General features: G+C 36.6%; 22 protein-coding genes. 3 read left to right on the top strand and 19 right to left on the bottom strand.

Annotated elements, in window-relative coordinates:
* Positions 1 to 136 precede the first annotated feature (136 nt).
* A complete protein-coding gene (locus tag COJ96_RS01110; RefSeq protein ID WP_098571166.1) occupies positions 137 to 814 on the top strand; it encodes an SIMPL domain-containing protein in 678 nt (225 codons plus the stop codon).
* Positions 815 to 858: 44 nt separating this feature from the next.
* Here COJ96_RS01110 and COJ96_RS01105 read toward each other — a convergent pair whose 3' ends face one another.
* The 17 genes from COJ96_RS01105 to COJ96_RS01025 form a co-directional block, all read right to left on the bottom strand.
* The gene (locus COJ96_RS01105) at positions 859 to 1,368 is read right to left on the bottom strand and encodes a TlpA family protein disulfide reductase (RefSeq protein ID WP_098571165.1); all 510 of its coding nucleotides are present in this window, start codon (positions 1,366 to 1,368) and stop codon (positions 859 to 861) included.
* A gap of 77 nt (positions 1,369 to 1,445) precedes the next feature.
* Positions 1,446 to 1,577, bottom strand: coding sequence for a CcmD family protein (locus COJ96_RS01100; protein WP_081825327.1), 132 nt, complete (start codon positions 1,575 to 1,577; stop codon positions 1,446 to 1,448).
* A gap of 12 nt (positions 1,578 to 1,589) precedes the next feature.
* Positions 1,590 to 2,351, bottom strand: coding sequence for a cytochrome c biogenesis protein (locus COJ96_RS01095; protein ID WP_098571164.1), 762 nt, complete (start codon positions 2,349 to 2,351; stop codon positions 1,590 to 1,592).
* A gap of 3 nt (positions 2,352 to 2,354) precedes the next feature.
* A complete protein-coding gene (locus COJ96_RS01090; protein WP_098571163.1) occupies positions 2,355 to 3,035 on the bottom strand; it encodes a heme exporter protein CcmB in 681 nt (226 codons plus the stop codon).
* Positions 3,032 to 3,736, bottom strand: a complete 705-nt coding sequence (locus COJ96_RS01085; RefSeq protein WP_098571162.1) for an ABC transporter ATP-binding protein — start codon at positions 3,734 to 3,736, stop codon at positions 3,032 to 3,034. Before COJ96_RS01085 ends, COJ96_RS01090 begins: the two co-directional genes overlap by 4 nt.
* Positions 3,737 to 3,760: 24 nt before the next feature.
* Positions 3,761 to 4,756, bottom strand: coding sequence for a hypothetical protein (locus COJ96_RS01080; RefSeq protein ID WP_098571161.1), 996 nt, complete (start codon positions 4,754 to 4,756; stop codon positions 3,761 to 3,763).
* A complete protein-coding gene (locus COJ96_RS01075) occupies positions 4,753 to 5,127 on the bottom strand; it encodes a hypothetical protein (protein WP_098571160.1) in 375 nt (124 codons plus the stop codon). Before COJ96_RS01075 ends, COJ96_RS01080 begins: the two co-directional genes overlap by 4 nt.
* A 12-nt stretch (positions 5,128 to 5,139) precedes the next feature.
* Positions 5,140 to 5,646 (bottom strand): cytochrome c-type biogenesis protein, encoded by a 507-nt coding sequence (locus COJ96_RS01070; protein ID WP_098571159.1) that lies wholly within the window; start codon positions 5,644 to 5,646, stop codon positions 5,140 to 5,142.
* A gap of 1 nt (position 5,647) precedes the next feature.
* A complete protein-coding gene (locus tag COJ96_RS01065; protein WP_098571158.1) occupies positions 5,648 to 7,630 on the bottom strand; it encodes a heme lyase CcmF/NrfE family subunit in 1,983 nt (660 codons plus the stop codon).
* A gap of 25 nt (positions 7,631 to 7,655) precedes the next feature.
* Complete coding sequence (locus tag COJ96_RS01060; protein ID WP_098571157.1) at positions 7,656 to 8,108, bottom strand: cytochrome c maturation protein CcmE; 453 nt, start codon at positions 8,106 to 8,108, stop codon at positions 7,656 to 7,658.
* Positions 8,109 to 8,121: 13 nt separating this feature from the next.
* A complete protein-coding gene (locus COJ96_RS01055; RefSeq protein ID WP_098571156.1) occupies positions 8,122 to 9,174 on the bottom strand; it encodes a hypothetical protein in 1,053 nt (350 codons plus the stop codon).
* 234 nt (positions 9,175 to 9,408) lie between these two features.
* Positions 9,409 to 10,059: a c-type cytochrome gene (locus tag COJ96_RS01050; protein ID WP_098571155.1), complete on the bottom strand. Its 651-nt coding sequence runs from the start codon at positions 10,057 to 10,059 to the stop codon at positions 9,409 to 9,411.
* Between the two features lie 10 nt (positions 10,060 to 10,069).
* Positions 10,070 to 10,519 (bottom strand): PCYCGC motif-containing (lipo)protein, encoded by a 450-nt coding sequence (locus COJ96_RS01045; protein ID WP_180229938.1) that lies wholly within the window; start codon positions 10,517 to 10,519, stop codon positions 10,070 to 10,072.
* 150 nt (positions 10,520 to 10,669) lie between these two features.
* Entirely contained in the window at positions 10,670 to 11,167 is a 498-nt protein-coding gene (locus COJ96_RS01040; protein WP_098571153.1) for a DUF6803 family protein, read from the bottom strand.
* 132 nt (positions 11,168 to 11,299) lie between these two features.
* Positions 11,300 to 11,857, bottom strand: coding sequence for an elongation factor P (gene efp, locus COJ96_RS01035; RefSeq protein WP_098571152.1), 558 nt, complete (start codon positions 11,855 to 11,857; stop codon positions 11,300 to 11,302).
* A gap of 21 nt (positions 11,858 to 11,878) precedes the next feature.
* Positions 11,879 to 12,940 (bottom strand): M24 family metallopeptidase, encoded by a 1,062-nt coding sequence (locus COJ96_RS01030; RefSeq protein WP_098571151.1) that lies wholly within the window; start codon positions 12,938 to 12,940, stop codon positions 11,879 to 11,881.
* A gap of 79 nt (positions 12,941 to 13,019) precedes the next feature.
* On the bottom strand, positions 13,020 to 13,517 hold the full coding sequence (locus COJ96_RS01025) for a YqhR family membrane protein (protein ID WP_098571150.1): 498 nt from the start codon (positions 13,515 to 13,517) through the stop codon (positions 13,020 to 13,022).
* A 289-nt stretch (positions 13,518 to 13,806) separates the two neighbouring features.
* On the opposite strand from COJ96_RS01025, the gene COJ96_RS01020 reads away from it, so the two are divergent.
* Positions 13,807 to 14,751, top strand: coding sequence for a DUF1385 domain-containing protein (locus COJ96_RS01020; protein ID WP_098571149.1), 945 nt, complete (start codon positions 13,807 to 13,809; stop codon positions 14,749 to 14,751).
* Between the two features lie 57 nt (positions 14,752 to 14,808).
* On the top strand, positions 14,809 to 15,204 hold the full coding sequence (locus tag COJ96_RS01015) for an SA1362 family protein (RefSeq protein ID WP_306460572.1): 396 nt from the start codon (positions 14,809 to 14,811) through the stop codon (positions 15,202 to 15,204).
* 48 nt (positions 15,205 to 15,252) lie between these two features.
* Here COJ96_RS01015 and COJ96_RS01010 read toward each other — a convergent pair whose 3' ends face one another.
* Both COJ96_RS01010 and COJ96_RS01005 read right to left on the bottom strand, forming a co-directional pair.
* The gene (locus COJ96_RS01010) at positions 15,253 to 16,137 is read right to left on the bottom strand and encodes a patatin-like phospholipase family protein (RefSeq protein ID WP_098571147.1); all 885 of its coding nucleotides are present in this window, start codon (positions 16,135 to 16,137) and stop codon (positions 15,253 to 15,255) included.
* A 160-nt stretch (positions 16,138 to 16,297) separates the two neighbouring features.
* Positions 16,298 to 16,750 carry a C40 family peptidase gene (locus COJ96_RS01005; RefSeq protein WP_098571146.1) on the bottom strand — a complete coding sequence of 151 codons (453 nt, stop codon included), beginning with the start codon at positions 16,748 to 16,750 and terminating at the stop codon, positions 16,298 to 16,300.
* Positions 16,751 to 16,764 lie beyond the last annotated feature (14 nt).

Raw genomic sequence — 16,764 nt, 5'->3', positions numbered from 1 at the left:
AATTCTTTTTCAATATCCTAGATTATTGCTAGAACAAAGTTTGATAAGTTAACAGGAATGAATTAAATCTCAGAACGTATCATAAGGTAAACCGTGTTTTTATAGGAAAGAATATCCATCAAGGAGGCGTTAAAAAGTGTACAATTTCAATTCCCCTCCCCTTGACCGCAATAGACACCCTCACAGGAGCAACTTAATTAAAGTATCAGGTGAGGGAGAAATAGACGTACAACCTGACTCAGCTTCAGTAAACTTAGGGATTATTACTGACAGTAAGCAATTAATCACGGCGCAACAACAAAACTCCGCTGAAGCAACTAAAGTAATCGATTCACTTATTGAACTAGGTATTACAAAAAATCATATTCAAACCTTCGATTATCGTATTGAATCTGATTATGATTATGATCAAGGGAAACAAATATTTCGCGGCTATAAAATTACTCATATTTTAAAAGTAATAATTGATGATTTATCAATCATTGGAAAGGTTGTAGACACCGCTGTTCAGAATGGGGTAAACTACGTCTCTAATGTTCAATTTACTGCAAAAAACAAAGAATTATTTTATCAGCAGGCCTTAGTTCTTGCTGTAAATAATGCCTCTGAAAAAGCTAAAACCATTGCAAGCACCATAAAGGTTTCGTTAAAACCAACTCCAATTCAAATCATCGAAGAAGGAAGTACCGTCCAGCCTGTCTTTAATCAGTCTGCCACTTTCGTGAAAGGAATGACTTCCACACCATTAGAACCGGGACAAATAAAAGTCAAAGCAGAAGTAATTGCAGAATTTAAATTTACTTCTTCACATTAAAAAAGGATTGAACCAATTTTTATGGTTCAATCCTTTTTTGTGGTTTAATTATCATATTTCTTTGCCCAATTATATAATTGCATTTCTGTAACTGGACCATTAAAATGCTCTCTTATTACCCCTTGTTTATCAATGACAAAGGTTTCAGGCTGCCCTGTCACATTATACATTTTCGAAACTTTAGCATTATAATCGAATAAATAATTCATTCCAGCTTTATTTTTCTCTGTTACTTTATTAATCTTATCCATGGTCTCTCCTCGATTAATCATCAGAAAATTATACTTATCCCCATATTCTTTTTGGAACGATTCTAGTTCCGGTAACTCTTCCTTACACGGAGCACACCATGAGGCAAAATAATTCAAAATGACAACCTCTCCCTTAAAATCACTGAGTTTGGTTGTACTTCCATCTAAATTTGGCAATGAAAAATTATACGCTTTATCCCCTACATCTGTATGTTTGCCTTTTGTTACTAAACTATAACCAAAGAAACCGAACATACCTACAATAAGAATCAATACGAGTAATTTAATGACCCGCTTGTTCATCGTACTTCCTCCTGACACCTCTAAGGTACTATGCAAAAGGCCTGTAAATTTTACACAGGCCCTAAATTACATACTAATTATTTTTCTAGTTGTTTTAAGAATTCAATTTCTTTCTTCAGTTTTGTATGTCTCTTCCCAAGTATTAGCATATATGAGAATATAACAACCCACGCCACTGAATACGCACCATACATAAATTCAAATCCCATGATAAATTCCTCCTATTTTTCCAAGTCTTCTCGTAATTTTTCTTTATACTGCTCAACTTTAAGTTTCATTTTCTCAAAGGAAACACCTTTATGAAGAAGGTAAGAATAAAGAATGGTAAATGCTGCAAGTGAAACAAACAGGGCTACTAACATGGTACCTTCAATACCTCCACCTTTTTGAGAAGGTCCCTCACCAAATACAATTGGGTGAAACTTTGTTTGCCACCAGCGAATCGCGAAGAATACAATCGGAACATCAGCAAACCCGATAATTCCAAATACAGCAGCCAGCCTGGCTTTTTTATCCCAAACTCCATCCATTTGTCGGATCATTATGTAGGCAATATAGATGAAAAATAGAATCAACGTGGTAATTAACCGCGGTTCCCATACCCACCAAGTATTCCATGAAGATTTTGCCCAAATCGGACCTGTCGTTAAAACGATGATTGTAAACACCACTCCAATTTCCGCAGAAATATAGGCATAGGTGTCAAATATTCTTTTCCGTTTGATTAAAAACAATATACTAAATACAAATGTTACAAAGAATGCCATGAATGCAAGCCATGCAGAGCTTACATGAAAATAAAAGATTTTCTGGGCTGCTCCCATCGTTACTTCCTCAGCAGCAAAGATAAAGATAAAATACAAGGCAGCCAGCATCGAAATAACTGTCGCACCAAATAAAATTTTTGACAGATCCAGGCTATTTTTAACAGTTAATTGAGTTCCAGGAAGCACTGCTTTCTCCCGTTCGAGATTCATACTCATCACTTAAACCTCCAGCACATAATCTATTAATAAGAAACACACAACAAAGAAGATAACATCGTAAGCTGTAACTAACTGAATCCACGCCACGGCACTTGAAAATTTCTCCATGTTGGTTAGGATGATTCTTGTCGCTTGGACAACACCGATTAAGATGGGTGTTGTTATCGGAAACAGCAAGAGCGGAAGCAGCATTTCACTGCTTTTAGAATTGGCTGCTAATGCAGCAAGGAATGTACCAATCGCAATAAATCCAAAACTTCCCAAGAATACAACTAAGATAAAATATGGAAGACTTCCATAGAATTTGAAATCAAATAATAGGAACAAAAACGGGATCGAAACAAGTTCCACAATCAGCATCATGGTAAAATTGGCTAAGAACTTTCCTAAATAAATACTGGCTGCCTCCATTGGTGCCACCAATAATCCTTGCATCGTATCATTCCGCTGCTCTGAAATAAACGACCTGTTCAGACCTAAAATTCCTGCAAAAACGATAATGACCCAAATCACCCCCGGAATAACTGCTTTGGTTGTATTATTAGCAGGGTCAAAGGCAAAGCTCAAAACCACAATCACTAGACCAGCAAATATAATTTGTGTGACCATTATTTGCTTTGTTTTTAGCTCGGAATATAGATCCTTTTTAGCTAGTAAGAGGGCTGTTCGAAAAATGTTCATGATACTCCCTCCACTAATTGTTCATATTTCTCAGAAACATATCCTAAGTTTTGATTTTCAATCCTAAAATCATCGACAATCTTTCCATTTTTAACAATAATAATCCTGTCGCAGATTTCAGCTGCTTGTTTAAAATCATGTGTTACCATCAAAGTAGTCGTCCCTTTTGCTTTCATAGAAAGGATCACATTATTCAATATCCCAATAGCCCCTTGGTCCAACCCGGTGTGCGGCTCGTCCAATAAGAGGATTTCTGGTTCATGAACGATGGCCCTTGCAATAGCAATCCTTTGAATCATCCCGCGTGAGAAGTTCTTTACAGGTTCATTCAAAAAAAATGATAAGCCTACCTCTTTAACAAGCTCCGTTGCTCGTTGTTCAACATTCTTAACACCATATATATTTCCGAAGAAGACAATATTTTCTAATGGTGTGTAATGATCATAAAGCAAGCTGGAATGGGGTAAATAACCCATTATTTTTTTTATTTTTATATGGTTTTTTTTCAAATCCATACCATTAACCTGGATCAGTCCTGATGTAGGTTTTATTAAGGTTGCCAGCACTTTAAGAAGTGTACTTTTCCCTGCTCCATTGGGTCCAAGTATGGCAACTGTTTCCCCTTTATTGATTAAGAGGTCTACACCACGCAAGATAAGTTTATTATCGGCTTGCTTCGTTAGCTTTTTTATTTCTATCATATGAAGTCTCTCCCATCCCAGCTGCTACTCTACAAAGTTACGCAGACTTAATTTTACTTGGACAAGATGTTGTTTATATGCCTCAAGCTTTGCGTGGTATTCATCCTCTGAAAGCTTCCCATCACCGAAGGATTCTTCCAATTCTATGATCTTATCCATAATTGCTTTTTGCTTGGTCATTAATAGTTTAAATGCTTTCTCTTCCTTATCTGCCCCAAGGCGTTCTTCAAGTATTCTTGCTTTCCTCCTAAAATAGATATAATAAGAGATTCCTGCAATAACAATCGCCACTAAGATAATCAAGAACACATGCGGGTTAAAGCGATGTAATGGGGATTGTGCCCAAATTCTTAGATGACCAGGATTATGGAAAGCAGGCGCTGTGTGTGTGACTGAACTATTATTTCCACTTTCACTAGTTGTTTCCGCTTCTTTGGTTTCATCTGCCGGTGGCTGAACGTCTTTGTTATAAACCAGAGTAAACGCCTGATTAGCCTTAAGTCCTTCAATACTATAGCCAAAGTAATTTTGATCATCAAATTTGAAGCTGCCTTGACTTGTCGCTTCAGCGCCTTTTACTTCAATACTTCCTCTTCCTTCTGGAACGAGAATCTGCATCATTTGTACGGAATAGTCAGATTTTAAACTTATTACTTTCCCTTTTGCCATTCTATAACTGTATGGCAATACCAACGTTTGATTGGCTGGAATTGGTGTGGTTGTAATGAACCCCTTATTCTTCTCTTTAAAGGCAATTTGATTATCTAAAAAGTTAAGATCTTCTGCTCCTTCAGGAAGGGTTACAATTAAGACAGCTTCGCTTTTTCCGTCCCCTTTATATACATGGTCTGCGGTATTTGTATAGTTAACCATATTCATCATATTCGTCCCGCCGTCTTCTGTAGGACTAATCACGATATAATGCATATCAATTGAAACCTTTGAATCTGATGCCGCTAATCCATGTAAAGGGATTAACAGCATCAGCCCCAGGAAGAAAACGGTGATTTTATTGATCACTTTCCTTCCCCCTTTTTGTTCTTATAGGTCTTCATCTGTGCTTCAATTTCTTTTTCCACTTCATCCTTTAATTCTCTGTCGATATTCGTTATCATTAATTCTTCTTCTTCCTTCATAATACTAGCCACTTCTGTCTCATATTGTTTCTTTAAATGCTTATAATCCGCGTGTGAGATTTTATCCATCTTGAACTCAAATTCTATTTCATTAAGAGTGGTCAAAAGTGCTTCTTTGGTAGCATTGATATCTTTTCCTTTAGAAGAAACCTGTATATACGTATCCCACTTAAATAAAGGTGATAAGATTAGAAATAGACAAGCAAGCGCTAAAATGGTAGTAAAAATCATTGAAATGACGGTGATATCTTGCATATTGTTCACATCCTAAAGATACTTTTTGCGTTCTTCATCAATGATAGAGGAAAGGATTTCTCCTTCTACTTCATCCTCGGGACTCTCGTATTCCGCCACATCTTCTTCTGTTCCTTTTTTCTTCACCCATTTACGGATGATGAAAAACACTGCAATTCCTGCTGCTCCTATTACAACAAACGGCAGGACCCAAGCGGTTAGGCTAAAACCACTTTTCTCTGGTGAAGTTAATATCTCTTCCCCATAAATATTGACGTAATATTCACGAATTTTATCCTTATCCCAGCCCTTGTTCATCATATCAACTAAGTCTGCTTTAAACTCAGTTGTTAAATTACATGTATTCGGATCACATTCATAATGATCCTGACCGCAGCCACATGTGCAGGCGAATTGCTGAGCAACAGCTTTGAATTCGGCAGATTTATAGTCAATCTGTTTTGCAGCTTCCGCACGAAGGAATGAGCCTTGAAAGATGGCTAAGATAATGAGGAGCCCCATATATATTTTACTTTTCATATTAAGACACCTCTTTACGAACTCCTGTGTATCTCGGAGTTACATTTCCATATTTTCCGTTCCAGACGGCGAACAGTGCGCCAATAACAATCATGAATGATCCAATCCACAACCAATTCATCATGGGATTAACTTTTACAACAAAGGTAGCTTTTCCATCGTCTTCCCATGCGCTTAATACGATGTATAAATCTTCCTTAAGTGAGGATATAATGGCCACTTCAGAAGACGGCTGTTCCCAGTTTCCATAAAAAACCTTTTCCGGCTGATATGTGCCCAGCTTTTTACCATTTCTAAACACAGTTACATCGGCATAAACGATGTCGTTAATTCCTTCTTTTTTCTGATCTAGCCGTTCATAGTTGATTCGATAATCTTGTAATTCAATTGACTTTCCTAAATCGACCGTTTTCATTGTTTGTAAATCATAGTTCTGTGAACCAATAATCCCCATCGTAATAAAAGCAATTCCAAGGTGAACGATATATCCGCCATATCTGCGTCGATTTCGGATCATTAAGCGATAGAGGGCAACTAGTGGAGATTCCTTGGTCATTTTTCTTCTGGCTTTCACACCTCTATAAAACTCTAAGAAATGAGTTATAAATAATAGACTGATAACACCGTAACCAATGACTGCCCAGGCCTTTTGAATTCCGAATACTACCATTAAAATCATCGCTAGAATTGCTAGGATTGCCGGAATCATAAAGTTTTTCCTAAGATTTTTTACGGTAGATTTCTGCCAAGCAAGCAATGGACAAACCGCCATGATAAACATCATTGATAATAATATCGGTGCTTCAACCTTATTAAAGAATGGGAGTCCCACCGTCACTTTTGTACCCCGGACTGCTTCTGATACTAATGGGAAAATGGTTCCCCAAAATACAGCAAAGGCTGCCCCAACAAGTAATAAATTATTAATTAAGAAGCTGCTTTCTTTAGACACAAAGGAGTTAAATTCACCTGCACTCCTTTTTAGCAGGTTGTATCGGCTCATCAATACATAAAGCGCTCCAATCACCGCCACGCCCATAAAGATTAAGAAATATAATCCTAGATTTGAATTGGCGAAGGCATGGACAGAAGTCAGTACCCCGCTTCGTACAAGGAATGTGCCAAATAAAGTAAGTGCATAGGATATAATGATTAAGCTAATATTCCATACCTTTAACATGTTTTTTCGTTCTTGAATCATAACAGAGTGCAAGAATGCAGTAGCCGTTAGCCACGGCATAAAGGAAGCATTTTCAACTGGATCCCATGCCCAGTATCCGCCCCACCCAAGTTCAACATAAGCCCATTGCCCGCCAAAGATATTACCCAGACTTAAAAATAACCAAGCAATAATCGTCCAGCGTCTTGTCATTTTAATCCAGAAATCATCAACATTTTTCAAAATTAGTGCGGCCATCGCAAAGGCAAATGGTATGGCAAGTCCAACATATCCTAAGTAAAGTGTGACTGGATGTATAATCATACCAGGGTTTTGAAGCATTGGATTTAAGCCTTTACCTTCGATTGGAATCTCATCTAATAGAATGAAAGGTTTCGCTACAAAGCCTAGAATAAAGAAGAAGAAAACAGCATTAGCTAGTAAAATGGCAGATATGTATGGGACCATTGGGTTCCCCTTTAACTTCCGTGAGAAAGCAATCATACAGGTATATAAAGTTAAGAAAAACGTCCACAATAACAACGATCCGGCATTACCAGCCCAGAGTGCCGTCAGTTTATAGATAATAGGGAGCTCACTGCTTGTGTAATCATGAACATATTCATATTGAAATTGAGAGGTTGCTAAAAGGTAGAACAATGATAGCATGGCAAGTGAGGAACAAACTAATAATGCTATTAATCCACCTTTACCACTGTTAACGTATTTTTGATTTTTCTTGCTAATCCCCAACGTGATAATAAGAAGAGAATAAATCGCAATGGCTAAGCCTATATAAATTGTTGCATTGGCAAATAAATACATTTCGTCACCTTCTTAAGTTAGCCTGTTATTTTTCATTCGGTGTTTTATTTAACTTATCTTTATGTGTCTCTGGGTCGTAATCCTTGATATCTTTTCCTTCATATTTGGACGGACATCTGGTTTTAACTGTTTCTGCAACAAATGTGTTCTTTTTGGTTGGTGCTCCTTGGAGAATCGTGATAACACCTTCTGAAAAATTATCCGGCTTAGTTCCGTTGTGGATGACGTGCATAACATTGCCGTCGTTATCCTTCACATCAAATTTCAATTCAATTTTGTTAGCATCCCATTTAATCGAGTCTTCAATTAATAAACCCTCAACCGTAACAAAATCATCTTTATGTTGTTCTTGAGTAGCCAATAGTTCTTTCATTGTTAGTTCAACTCCACTTGACCCAGGAGTTGCTGCCATCAAAAGGAAAACAATGGCTCCCGCAATAATAAATCCACCAAGCATGACAATCGTATTTTTTTTCATCCTGCTCACCTCATTAGATTAGTTTTTTCATTTCCTCTTCGTACATTTCTTGATCAATCTTTCCTGTTAACAGCTTTTTTCGTAATTCTTTCTTTTCCTCAGAATTTGTGATCTTATTGTCTTTTTTTGCCGTTTGAGTTTGTTTCTTTGGTTGTGTCTTAGGTTGTTTGGTAACCTTAGACGCTGATTGAGAATTTCCTTTCAAGCCTAGGAATATAAAGAGCCCTGCTATAACAATCGCTATACCAATGATAGCTGCACCACCAAGTCCGATAATTGGACGTTTGGAAGTACCGGTAGTTCCACCATTTTTAACAACTTGATCAGTTGCAGTTACACCACTATGGTTTTCATCGTTTGGCGGCTGCTGTTTGTTTATAGCTTCCATCGTAGATTCCGTACCATCTTTTTTATATGAAAAGGAGTATTTTAAGCCTGCATCAGCTTTTACATTTTTATATTGGTAGTAATAAAGCTCTTCTCCATATTCATTTTTCGAATGGTTCTCGGCCTTTGGCTCAATTTTTATATCCTTAGCATCCATCGGAGCATAAAAAATTACATCTAAAAGATCGATAGTAGCTTTATTTTTAAGCTCATATGTAAAAGTCTTGTTATCCTTCACTTTGATTGATTTTGTATAGTACTCAATTACAAATTCGTAAGTCTCATTATTCTTAATGGCCTTAGCCGGCTTCCAAGTAATAAGTCCCTTTTCTTTATCAACATCATACGGGCGCTGTACTTCAGGCTTATCTTTCTCAGGGAATTCTGCTACTAAGAAGGCTTCAAATCCTTTTTCCATTGCTGGAACGGCAATCTCTATCTTGCCATCATAATCTTGACCACTTTTATTGGTAATGGTTCCGTACTGACCAACTAATAATGACGGAATATCACGTGACCAACCTTCGGGATAATCAAACTCTGGCATTACTTGAATCTGCATTTCCTTAAAAGGAAATTTTTCTGCATGAAAGGCTGTTTCAGCACTAGCCTGCGGGATAATGAAATTCGTTAAAAATGATGCGATTACGAATAATGCCAACCACTTTTTCTTTAGCATCTTAATCCTCCTTGACTTGAAGAAAATACTATTTTTTACTATAGTCCTCTTTGGAATAAATATAATCTTTATCCCATCTTATTTGTTGAATCACTCTTGAACATTTTGTTAAAGGATACAAATCGTTGCGTTTTCGTCAAAAATCCACAACAAATTGTTCACATTTGGTCCCTATTCAAAAAAAAGACCTGAATCCACTTGATAGATTCAGGTCTTACAACAATAGTATAGTTTTTATTTCTCCAACGAACGGATATAAGTAACAATATCGGTAATATCCTTTTCCTTCAGTTGACGGGCACCTTCTAAACCTTTTAATGAAGGTCCCATCCTTGTTTCTTCACGACCATACGCTGCATCAATCCAAATTTGTTTATCAGTAGTGTATTTCAAATATTGTGGATTAGAAAGCGCTGTTCCCATTTTCTCCTTACCAATACCAGCTTCACCATGGCAGTTAAGGCAATACAAGTTAAATTGCGCCATCCCACGCTCAGGATCACCAGCAATTGTTTTTGGAGTATCAAATGTTATTTCCTTCGTTTGCCAGTCTCTAATAAAAGCAACAAGATTCTTTAAGTCCTTGTCTGATAGTCTAGGACCGTAGGCAGGCATAACCGTGCCATCTCTTCCATACTTTATATAATTATACAAATCTTTATCGGATACATTGCTTAAAAAATTCTGGCTATTTAACGCCGTTCCAGTTTTTGAGCCTTCTCCTTTTCCAGTCTCACCGTGACAGGAGATACAATTTTTTTTGTAAATTTTCTCACCTGCAGCAATTTCCACTGACTTCTTGCTATTAAAAATGCCACTATTACTAATACTGACAATAATGCCAATAATAATCAAAATATAAAATCCGATTAATATTTTCTTCATGGGTTACCCCTTACTTAGGTTCGGGCGTTGGGGTTGGCTCCCCAATATCTTCATATTTACCTGTAATTAATTGATAAATTTTATTAGGACTTTTTCCACTAAGATGCATCTCAACTGCATCTCTAGCTATATCGATACAAGTGTCGCAAGATATTCCGTGTGAATCCCACTCTGTCACTGTATTATTTTCACCAACCTGTTTTACAAAGCAATCTAAATTGCTCTTATGCCCTTCGACAACGCAACCACAATAGCAAGGAACCGAAGCTACCACTTCTGGATAAGTTGCAGCCATAACATAAGTTTCATTAATCTTTTCAGATGTATTCAGAACAAAATCTGGTAATGGCGAATGTTTTTTATCAAGTTTCCAAGTTTCATCACTTAGTTTGGAACTGCAGCCAGCTGCAACAATGGCAAACAAAATCCCAAGGAACAAGAGAGATGTAATTCGTTTCAATATCTATTGCCCCCCTTCCCTATAGTATTAAATACTCTTTAAGTTTAGCAAAAAGAGATTAGTCAAAATGTAACTAAATCTTACTATTTCGTGAAGTTTTTTAAGTAGTTTAAGTTATTAACTTTTTCCTCATTGCTTATTCATCCTTTATTACATATTCATCATATCGTGACTAGAAGGTGAACCGGTTCCAAGTGATGGGTCAATCATCCCAAATATCATTGCGATGTGAGCAACTACTAGAAAAATACTTACAAATATAGCATGAATTTTCAGTTTTTCTTCCTCAGTTTTATGTCTGAAAATAAGACCTAAATCAAGCAGCGCCATTCCAAGAAATGGGATGATTCCAAGTAAATAGAAAGTAACAGCTGTAACGTCAATCCAACCTTTCCACTCCCCATTAACAGTTAATGGTATATAAGCCGATTTCATAAGGTAAATAAATATTCCGGTAAAATAAAAGCCTGCAAAGATACCTGTTACTTTATTCAATTTTTTTAGTGCACCATCTAATTTTCTTGTAAACAATATCGCTATTTCCGAAATCGCAAGGATTTCTGCACAAATGACTGGAACCGCCATAAAAATCAATAAATTCCAAGGTTGATTGTCTGCTAATAATCCCATATAATGCGTCATATTCATATTCATCTTCTCCTTTAATTTTTCTACATCCTTAATGTAGTGAAAAAGTGTGCAGAAACTTAGGAGAAAGTATGGAGAAATTGTTAAAAAAAGCCTTAGTCCGTAATTATCGGACTAAGGCTTTGATCATGATTATGCACGAGAAACGTATGAACCATCAGAAGTGTTAATAATTAATTTATCACCTTGATTGATAAAGAAAGGCACTTGAACATTAAGTCCAGTTTCAAGAGTAGCATTTTTAGTACCGCCGGAAGATGTATCACCTTTAATCCCTGGCTCTGTTTCAGTCACTTCTAAAGTAACGTTGTTTGGTAATTCAATCCCTAGGGTTTCATAGTTAAACATCATAATGTGTACTTCCATGTTTTCTTTTAAGAACTTTAATTCATACTCAATGTTTGCTGCTGGTAATTCTACCTGCTCATAAGATTCCATATCCATAAACACATGATTATCGCCGCTTGCATATAAATATTGCATTTTACGATTATCAATTTGAGCTTTCTCTACTTTTTCACCTGCACGAAACGTTTTTTCTTGAATGGCACCATTACGCAGGTTACGAAGTTTGGAACGAACAAACGCTGCACCCTTACCTGGCTTTACGTGTTGGAAATCCAGAACACGCCATAGGCCTCCATCAACTTCAATTGTTAATCCTGTTTTAAAATCATTTACAGATATCATGTTAAAATCCTCCTAAAATCGCTACAGTATTATTAGTTCTTTTGTAGAATGTGTAAGTGCTTCGTTATGGTCTTTTGTAATCAACGTATCATCTTCAATTCGAACACCGCCGAGACCTGGGATATAAATGCCCGGTTCACATGTTACCACCATGCCAGGTTCTAAAACGACATCTGATTTCATCGACAATCCTGGACCCTCGTGAATCTCAAGTCCTATTCCGTGTCCTGTTGAATGTCCAAAGTATTCACCATAACCTTTTTCTGTTATGTAATCTCGTGTGATTGCATCTGCTTCTTTACCGGTCAATCCTGGTTTGATTCCCGCCATCCCACGTAATTGGGCTTCAAGAACAATTTCATAAATCTCTTTAAGCTTGGCATCCGGCTCACCAACTGCCACGGTTCTTGTAATATCAGATACATAACCATTGTAATAACATCCATAATCCATTGTTACAATATCTCCAGCCTCAATAACTTTGTCACTTGCCACACCATGAGGAAGTGCAGAGCGATGACCTGAAGCAACAATCGTATCAAATGAAGAAGATGTAGCACCAGCTCTTCTCATAAAAAACTCTAACTCATTGGATACTTCTAATTCCGTTTTTCCTGGACGAATGAAGTCTAAAATATGTTTAAATGCAGCATCCGCGATATCAGCTGCCACCTTTAATATCTTAAGCTCTGAATCCGTCTTTATCAAGCGTAACTTTTCAATTACTCCGGAAATTGGTACTAGTTCAGCTTCCAATTCTTTATCATATAATTTAAAAGAAGAAAACGTTAGAAAATCCGCTTCAAATCCAAGCTTTTGAATGCCAAGTTTCTTTGCTTGGACCGCTACCTCCTCAGGGATAGATCCTGTAGTCTTTATAATCTCAAATCCCTGACATTGTTTTGCTGCTTGTTCAATATAGCGGAAATCTGTAAGAAACTGCGCTTTATCTGCACTAATTAATACAACACCTGCGGTACCAGTAAAGTTAGATATATACCTTCGATTAAATGGATTTGTGATCAAGATCCCATCTATTCCATGTGTTGAAAAATTAGATCTCAATTTTTCTATTTTTTCCATGATATTCTCCACTCTCCTTTTCAAATCAATGAGGACAAAAATATTTTATCACAACCTACCAAATCCGACTAATCGAAACTTAGGCTGATTCCTCTTTCTCTTGAACTTTATTATTTTGATACTCATAATTTATGGAATATCCAATAAAAATTCCATATACGATATATAAACAAACGGAAGTAATGATTGTATCCCTGTTTAAATCAAAGAAGGGCTTAATTCCCGGAAAGAGTGGATTAAGTAAGAAAAATACCACTGCAAACAATACAAGACCATACCCCAGACCAAACCAAAAACCTTTGAACTTTTTCAAGGCTGCATAGTAAATAAATGCTGCAACTACTGAACAAATTCCAATTAAAATGATGGAAATGATTGTACCAAGCCATTCATGCTTCCAATCGCCTAGCGCCCAGGGCTCCAGTAGGACAGTAGGACGAATTTCTGTAAAACTAAAATAGGAAGCAATCCAGCCAATTGTTCCCCAAAACAAGCCTCCAAATAACCCTGTCCAAAAGACCATTACCGGAAAGGACATGGGTTTAGGATAATTACTTAGTTTTTGCTCATTTGACATAATAACAACCTCCATTAACATTCTGCTTATTTACTGCCTTATTTGCCGTCCATCATTCATGTAATACTGTCCCTAAAACAATGCAGGGTCAACAAAAAGCCATAATAAACTCCATTTTTTATTATGTCCTTAGGTATTCAATCCCTTGCATAAAAAAAAACTTTTTAATTGGAAATATTATGTCATTCCTAGAGGTTTTTTTGTTTTTCTAGTAGAATAGAATTAAGTACATACAGATTTTTTCTACTTCTGCTGTTGTGCAACTTTTGATTAGGTTGGTGTTATGTATATGTCTAGTTCGCAAAAACCTGTTTTTGGCGGCCAAGCGGTTGTCGAAGGTGTTATGTTTGGCGGTAAGCATCATTATGTTACTGCGGTTCGCAGAAAGGATCAATCTGTAGAATATTTTCATTTGCCACGTAAAGCAAATCCTTATTTTACAATGTTAAAAAAAATCCCTTTTCTACGTGGGATTATTGCCATTATTGAGTCGAGTGCAAATGGATCAAAACATTTAAACTTTTCAACGGAAAGATTTGATGTTGACCCAAAAGAAGATGAAATCATAAAAGATAAAGAAGTATCTAAATTAACCATGTATCTTGGTGTAGCAGCAATTGGTGTCATCTCATTTTTATTTGGTAAATTCGCTTTTACATTAATTCCAATTTTTCTTGCCGTTTTAACAAAACCAATTTTCCCTTCTGATTTTGCTCAAGTGCTAGTGGAAGGCTTTTTTAAACTAATCTTACTAATAGCTTATATTTATTTTGTCTCCCTTACTCCATTGATAAAAAGAGTGTTTCAATATCACGGAGCTGAACATAAAGTAATTAATACGTTTGAAGCAGGTGTAGAGTTAACTGTAGAAAATGTGCAGGCTCATTCTCGACTCCATTACCGCTGTGGGAGCAGTTTCATTTTATTTACTGTAATTGTAGGTGTTTTTGTTTATATGTTTGTACCTACTACTCCGCTTTGGTTACGGGTTGTCGACCGACTCCTTTTAATCCCGGTTGTTCTAGGAATCGCCTTTGAAATTCTTCAAGTGACAAACAAACTCAGAGATGTTCCTGTCTTGAAATATCTTGGGATACCTGGTCTTTGGCTTCAATTAATAACAACGAAGGAACCTCAAGATGACCAAGTGGAAGTGGCGATCCTTTCTTTTAACCGATTATTGAAAATGGAGAAAGAAACTGAGTTCTCCATAGAAAGTGAAGAAATTGTCTAAATCTTTGTTTTATCGTGTTTAAAAGATTATAAAAATGCTTAAGATGCTCTTAGGGAGGTGGCTTTCTTGAAAAATCGGACATTTGTTAATGTGGTTATTGGGGGACTTATCATTCTAGCATTACTTGGTGTTATTGGTACATTTACAGCTAATCCAGCCGGTTTCATTCAAAGTATAGCTGTCATGGCACTGGTTGTTTTAGTCGTTTATTTCCTAGTTCGAAAGTTTACCGGCTCAAGCCCTCAGAAAAAAGAGCAGCGGGCATTTCTAAAAGCAGCAAAAAAATCAAAAAAACGATTACAACAAAAGAGCGGGGAAGGAACTGTTAAGACTTCTTCTCTCGGAACGTTAGCCTCATTAAAGAAAAGCAACAAGACAAAAAAGAAATCTCCTGCACATTTGACCGTTATCGACGGCAAAAAGGGGAAAAAGAAAAATCGAGCGTCACTATAGGCGCTCGATTTTTTATATTTTTATGAGGAAGCATAAAAATATTCCTAATTAATACCCCCATGTTTTCAAAAATTGTTTCGCTTTTTCTTTTCCTAAATTAAATAATTCGTGTTTCTTTTCTTCTGTTAATGAAAATTCCGTAAATAAAACACCTTCAGTTGGGATAAAGATTATATTCTTTACATGTTTTTTGGAAATATACCTGGAATCGTGGGCATCTTTCATCGTTTCAAATAAGGCAGCAAATAATTGTACCGCATTTTTGATTTTATGTTTTTCATGCTCATATTCACTAGCGTTTAATTTAATTCCGAGCACTGGTCTTACTTTTTGTACATTCTCTTGGTCAAAAAGCCACATTGGAAAATTGCTCAAAACTCCTCCGTCAACTAATACATTCATACCGTCCATTGAACGCATTTTTACTGGCTCAAAAAAATATGGGATACTGCAGCTAATTCTTATCGCTTTAGCAATGGAAAAGGAACCGGGTGAGATGCCATACTTCTGTAAGTCGTCTGGTAAAACAATCATTCGCCCATTTGAAAGGTCTGAAGCGATGACCCTAAGGGCCTGAGGGGGTAAATCTGCAAATGTTTTTAACCCTTTAGCCTCAAGTTTTTCATAAAGCCATTTTTCAAGCTCGTTTCCCTTATAAAGACCCAGCCTCCAATAGACAAACAGCCATTTAGCAAATGGGAATGGAATAATTGTTTTTCGGGTATCCAGTAGTTTTGAAAGATCTAATTCGTCGACTAGTTGGAAAATTTCTTTACTGGTATAACCGGCGGCTATTAATGCAGCAACGATGGATCCTGCACTTGTTCCTGCCAACCTTACAAATCGCAAACCTTTATCTTCTATTTCTGCACAGGCTCCAATTAAGGCAAACCCTTTTATTCCTCCTCCGGAAAAAACGCCGTCTATAAACATGGCAGTCACTCCTAAAGATGAAGTTATTTTTACATCTTTAAGCAGTTGCAATCATAAATAGTACGGTAGACAAGCAAAAAAAATTTGTAAATAAAAAAGAACATCGACTTTGCACGATGTTCTTGGTTTATTAATGAGGTTGAAACCGCTTAACTATTCATTAAAATCTTTTTGCTCCAATAAATCTTGGCTTCCAATAACTGTTGCTTGTAGATGCAATTGAAACGCCCTTTGAAGATGATGATTGAATCATTTTTCCGCCACCTATGTAAATCGCTACATGACTAGGTTTGCTTGCTTTATTTTGAGAGAAGAACATTAAGTCTCCGGCCTTTAAAGATTTCACACGGTATCCTTTTTTGTAGTACATATCAGCTGCCGTTCTAGGCAATACTTTGCCAGCCTTACCATAAGAATATTTAACCAAACCTGAACAGTCAAATCCTCTTGGAGATAACCCACCCCATCTATATGGGACGCCAAGATTTGCTTTTGCAACTGAGATTGCTTTTGTATGATAATAGGCCGCTTCTGCTTTATCACCCATAGTGGTAAACAATGAACTTAGAATTATTGTCATAGCCATCATGGCTGTTATGATCTTTTTCAACATCTTGTTTAATCCCC

Origin of the sequence: Bacillus sp. AFS073361 (assembly GCF_002567005.1) — a bacterium.
GTDB lineage: Bacteria > Bacillota > Bacilli > Bacillales > Cytobacillaceae > Neobacillus.
This window is presented reverse-complemented; position numbering and strand designations above follow the sequence as displayed.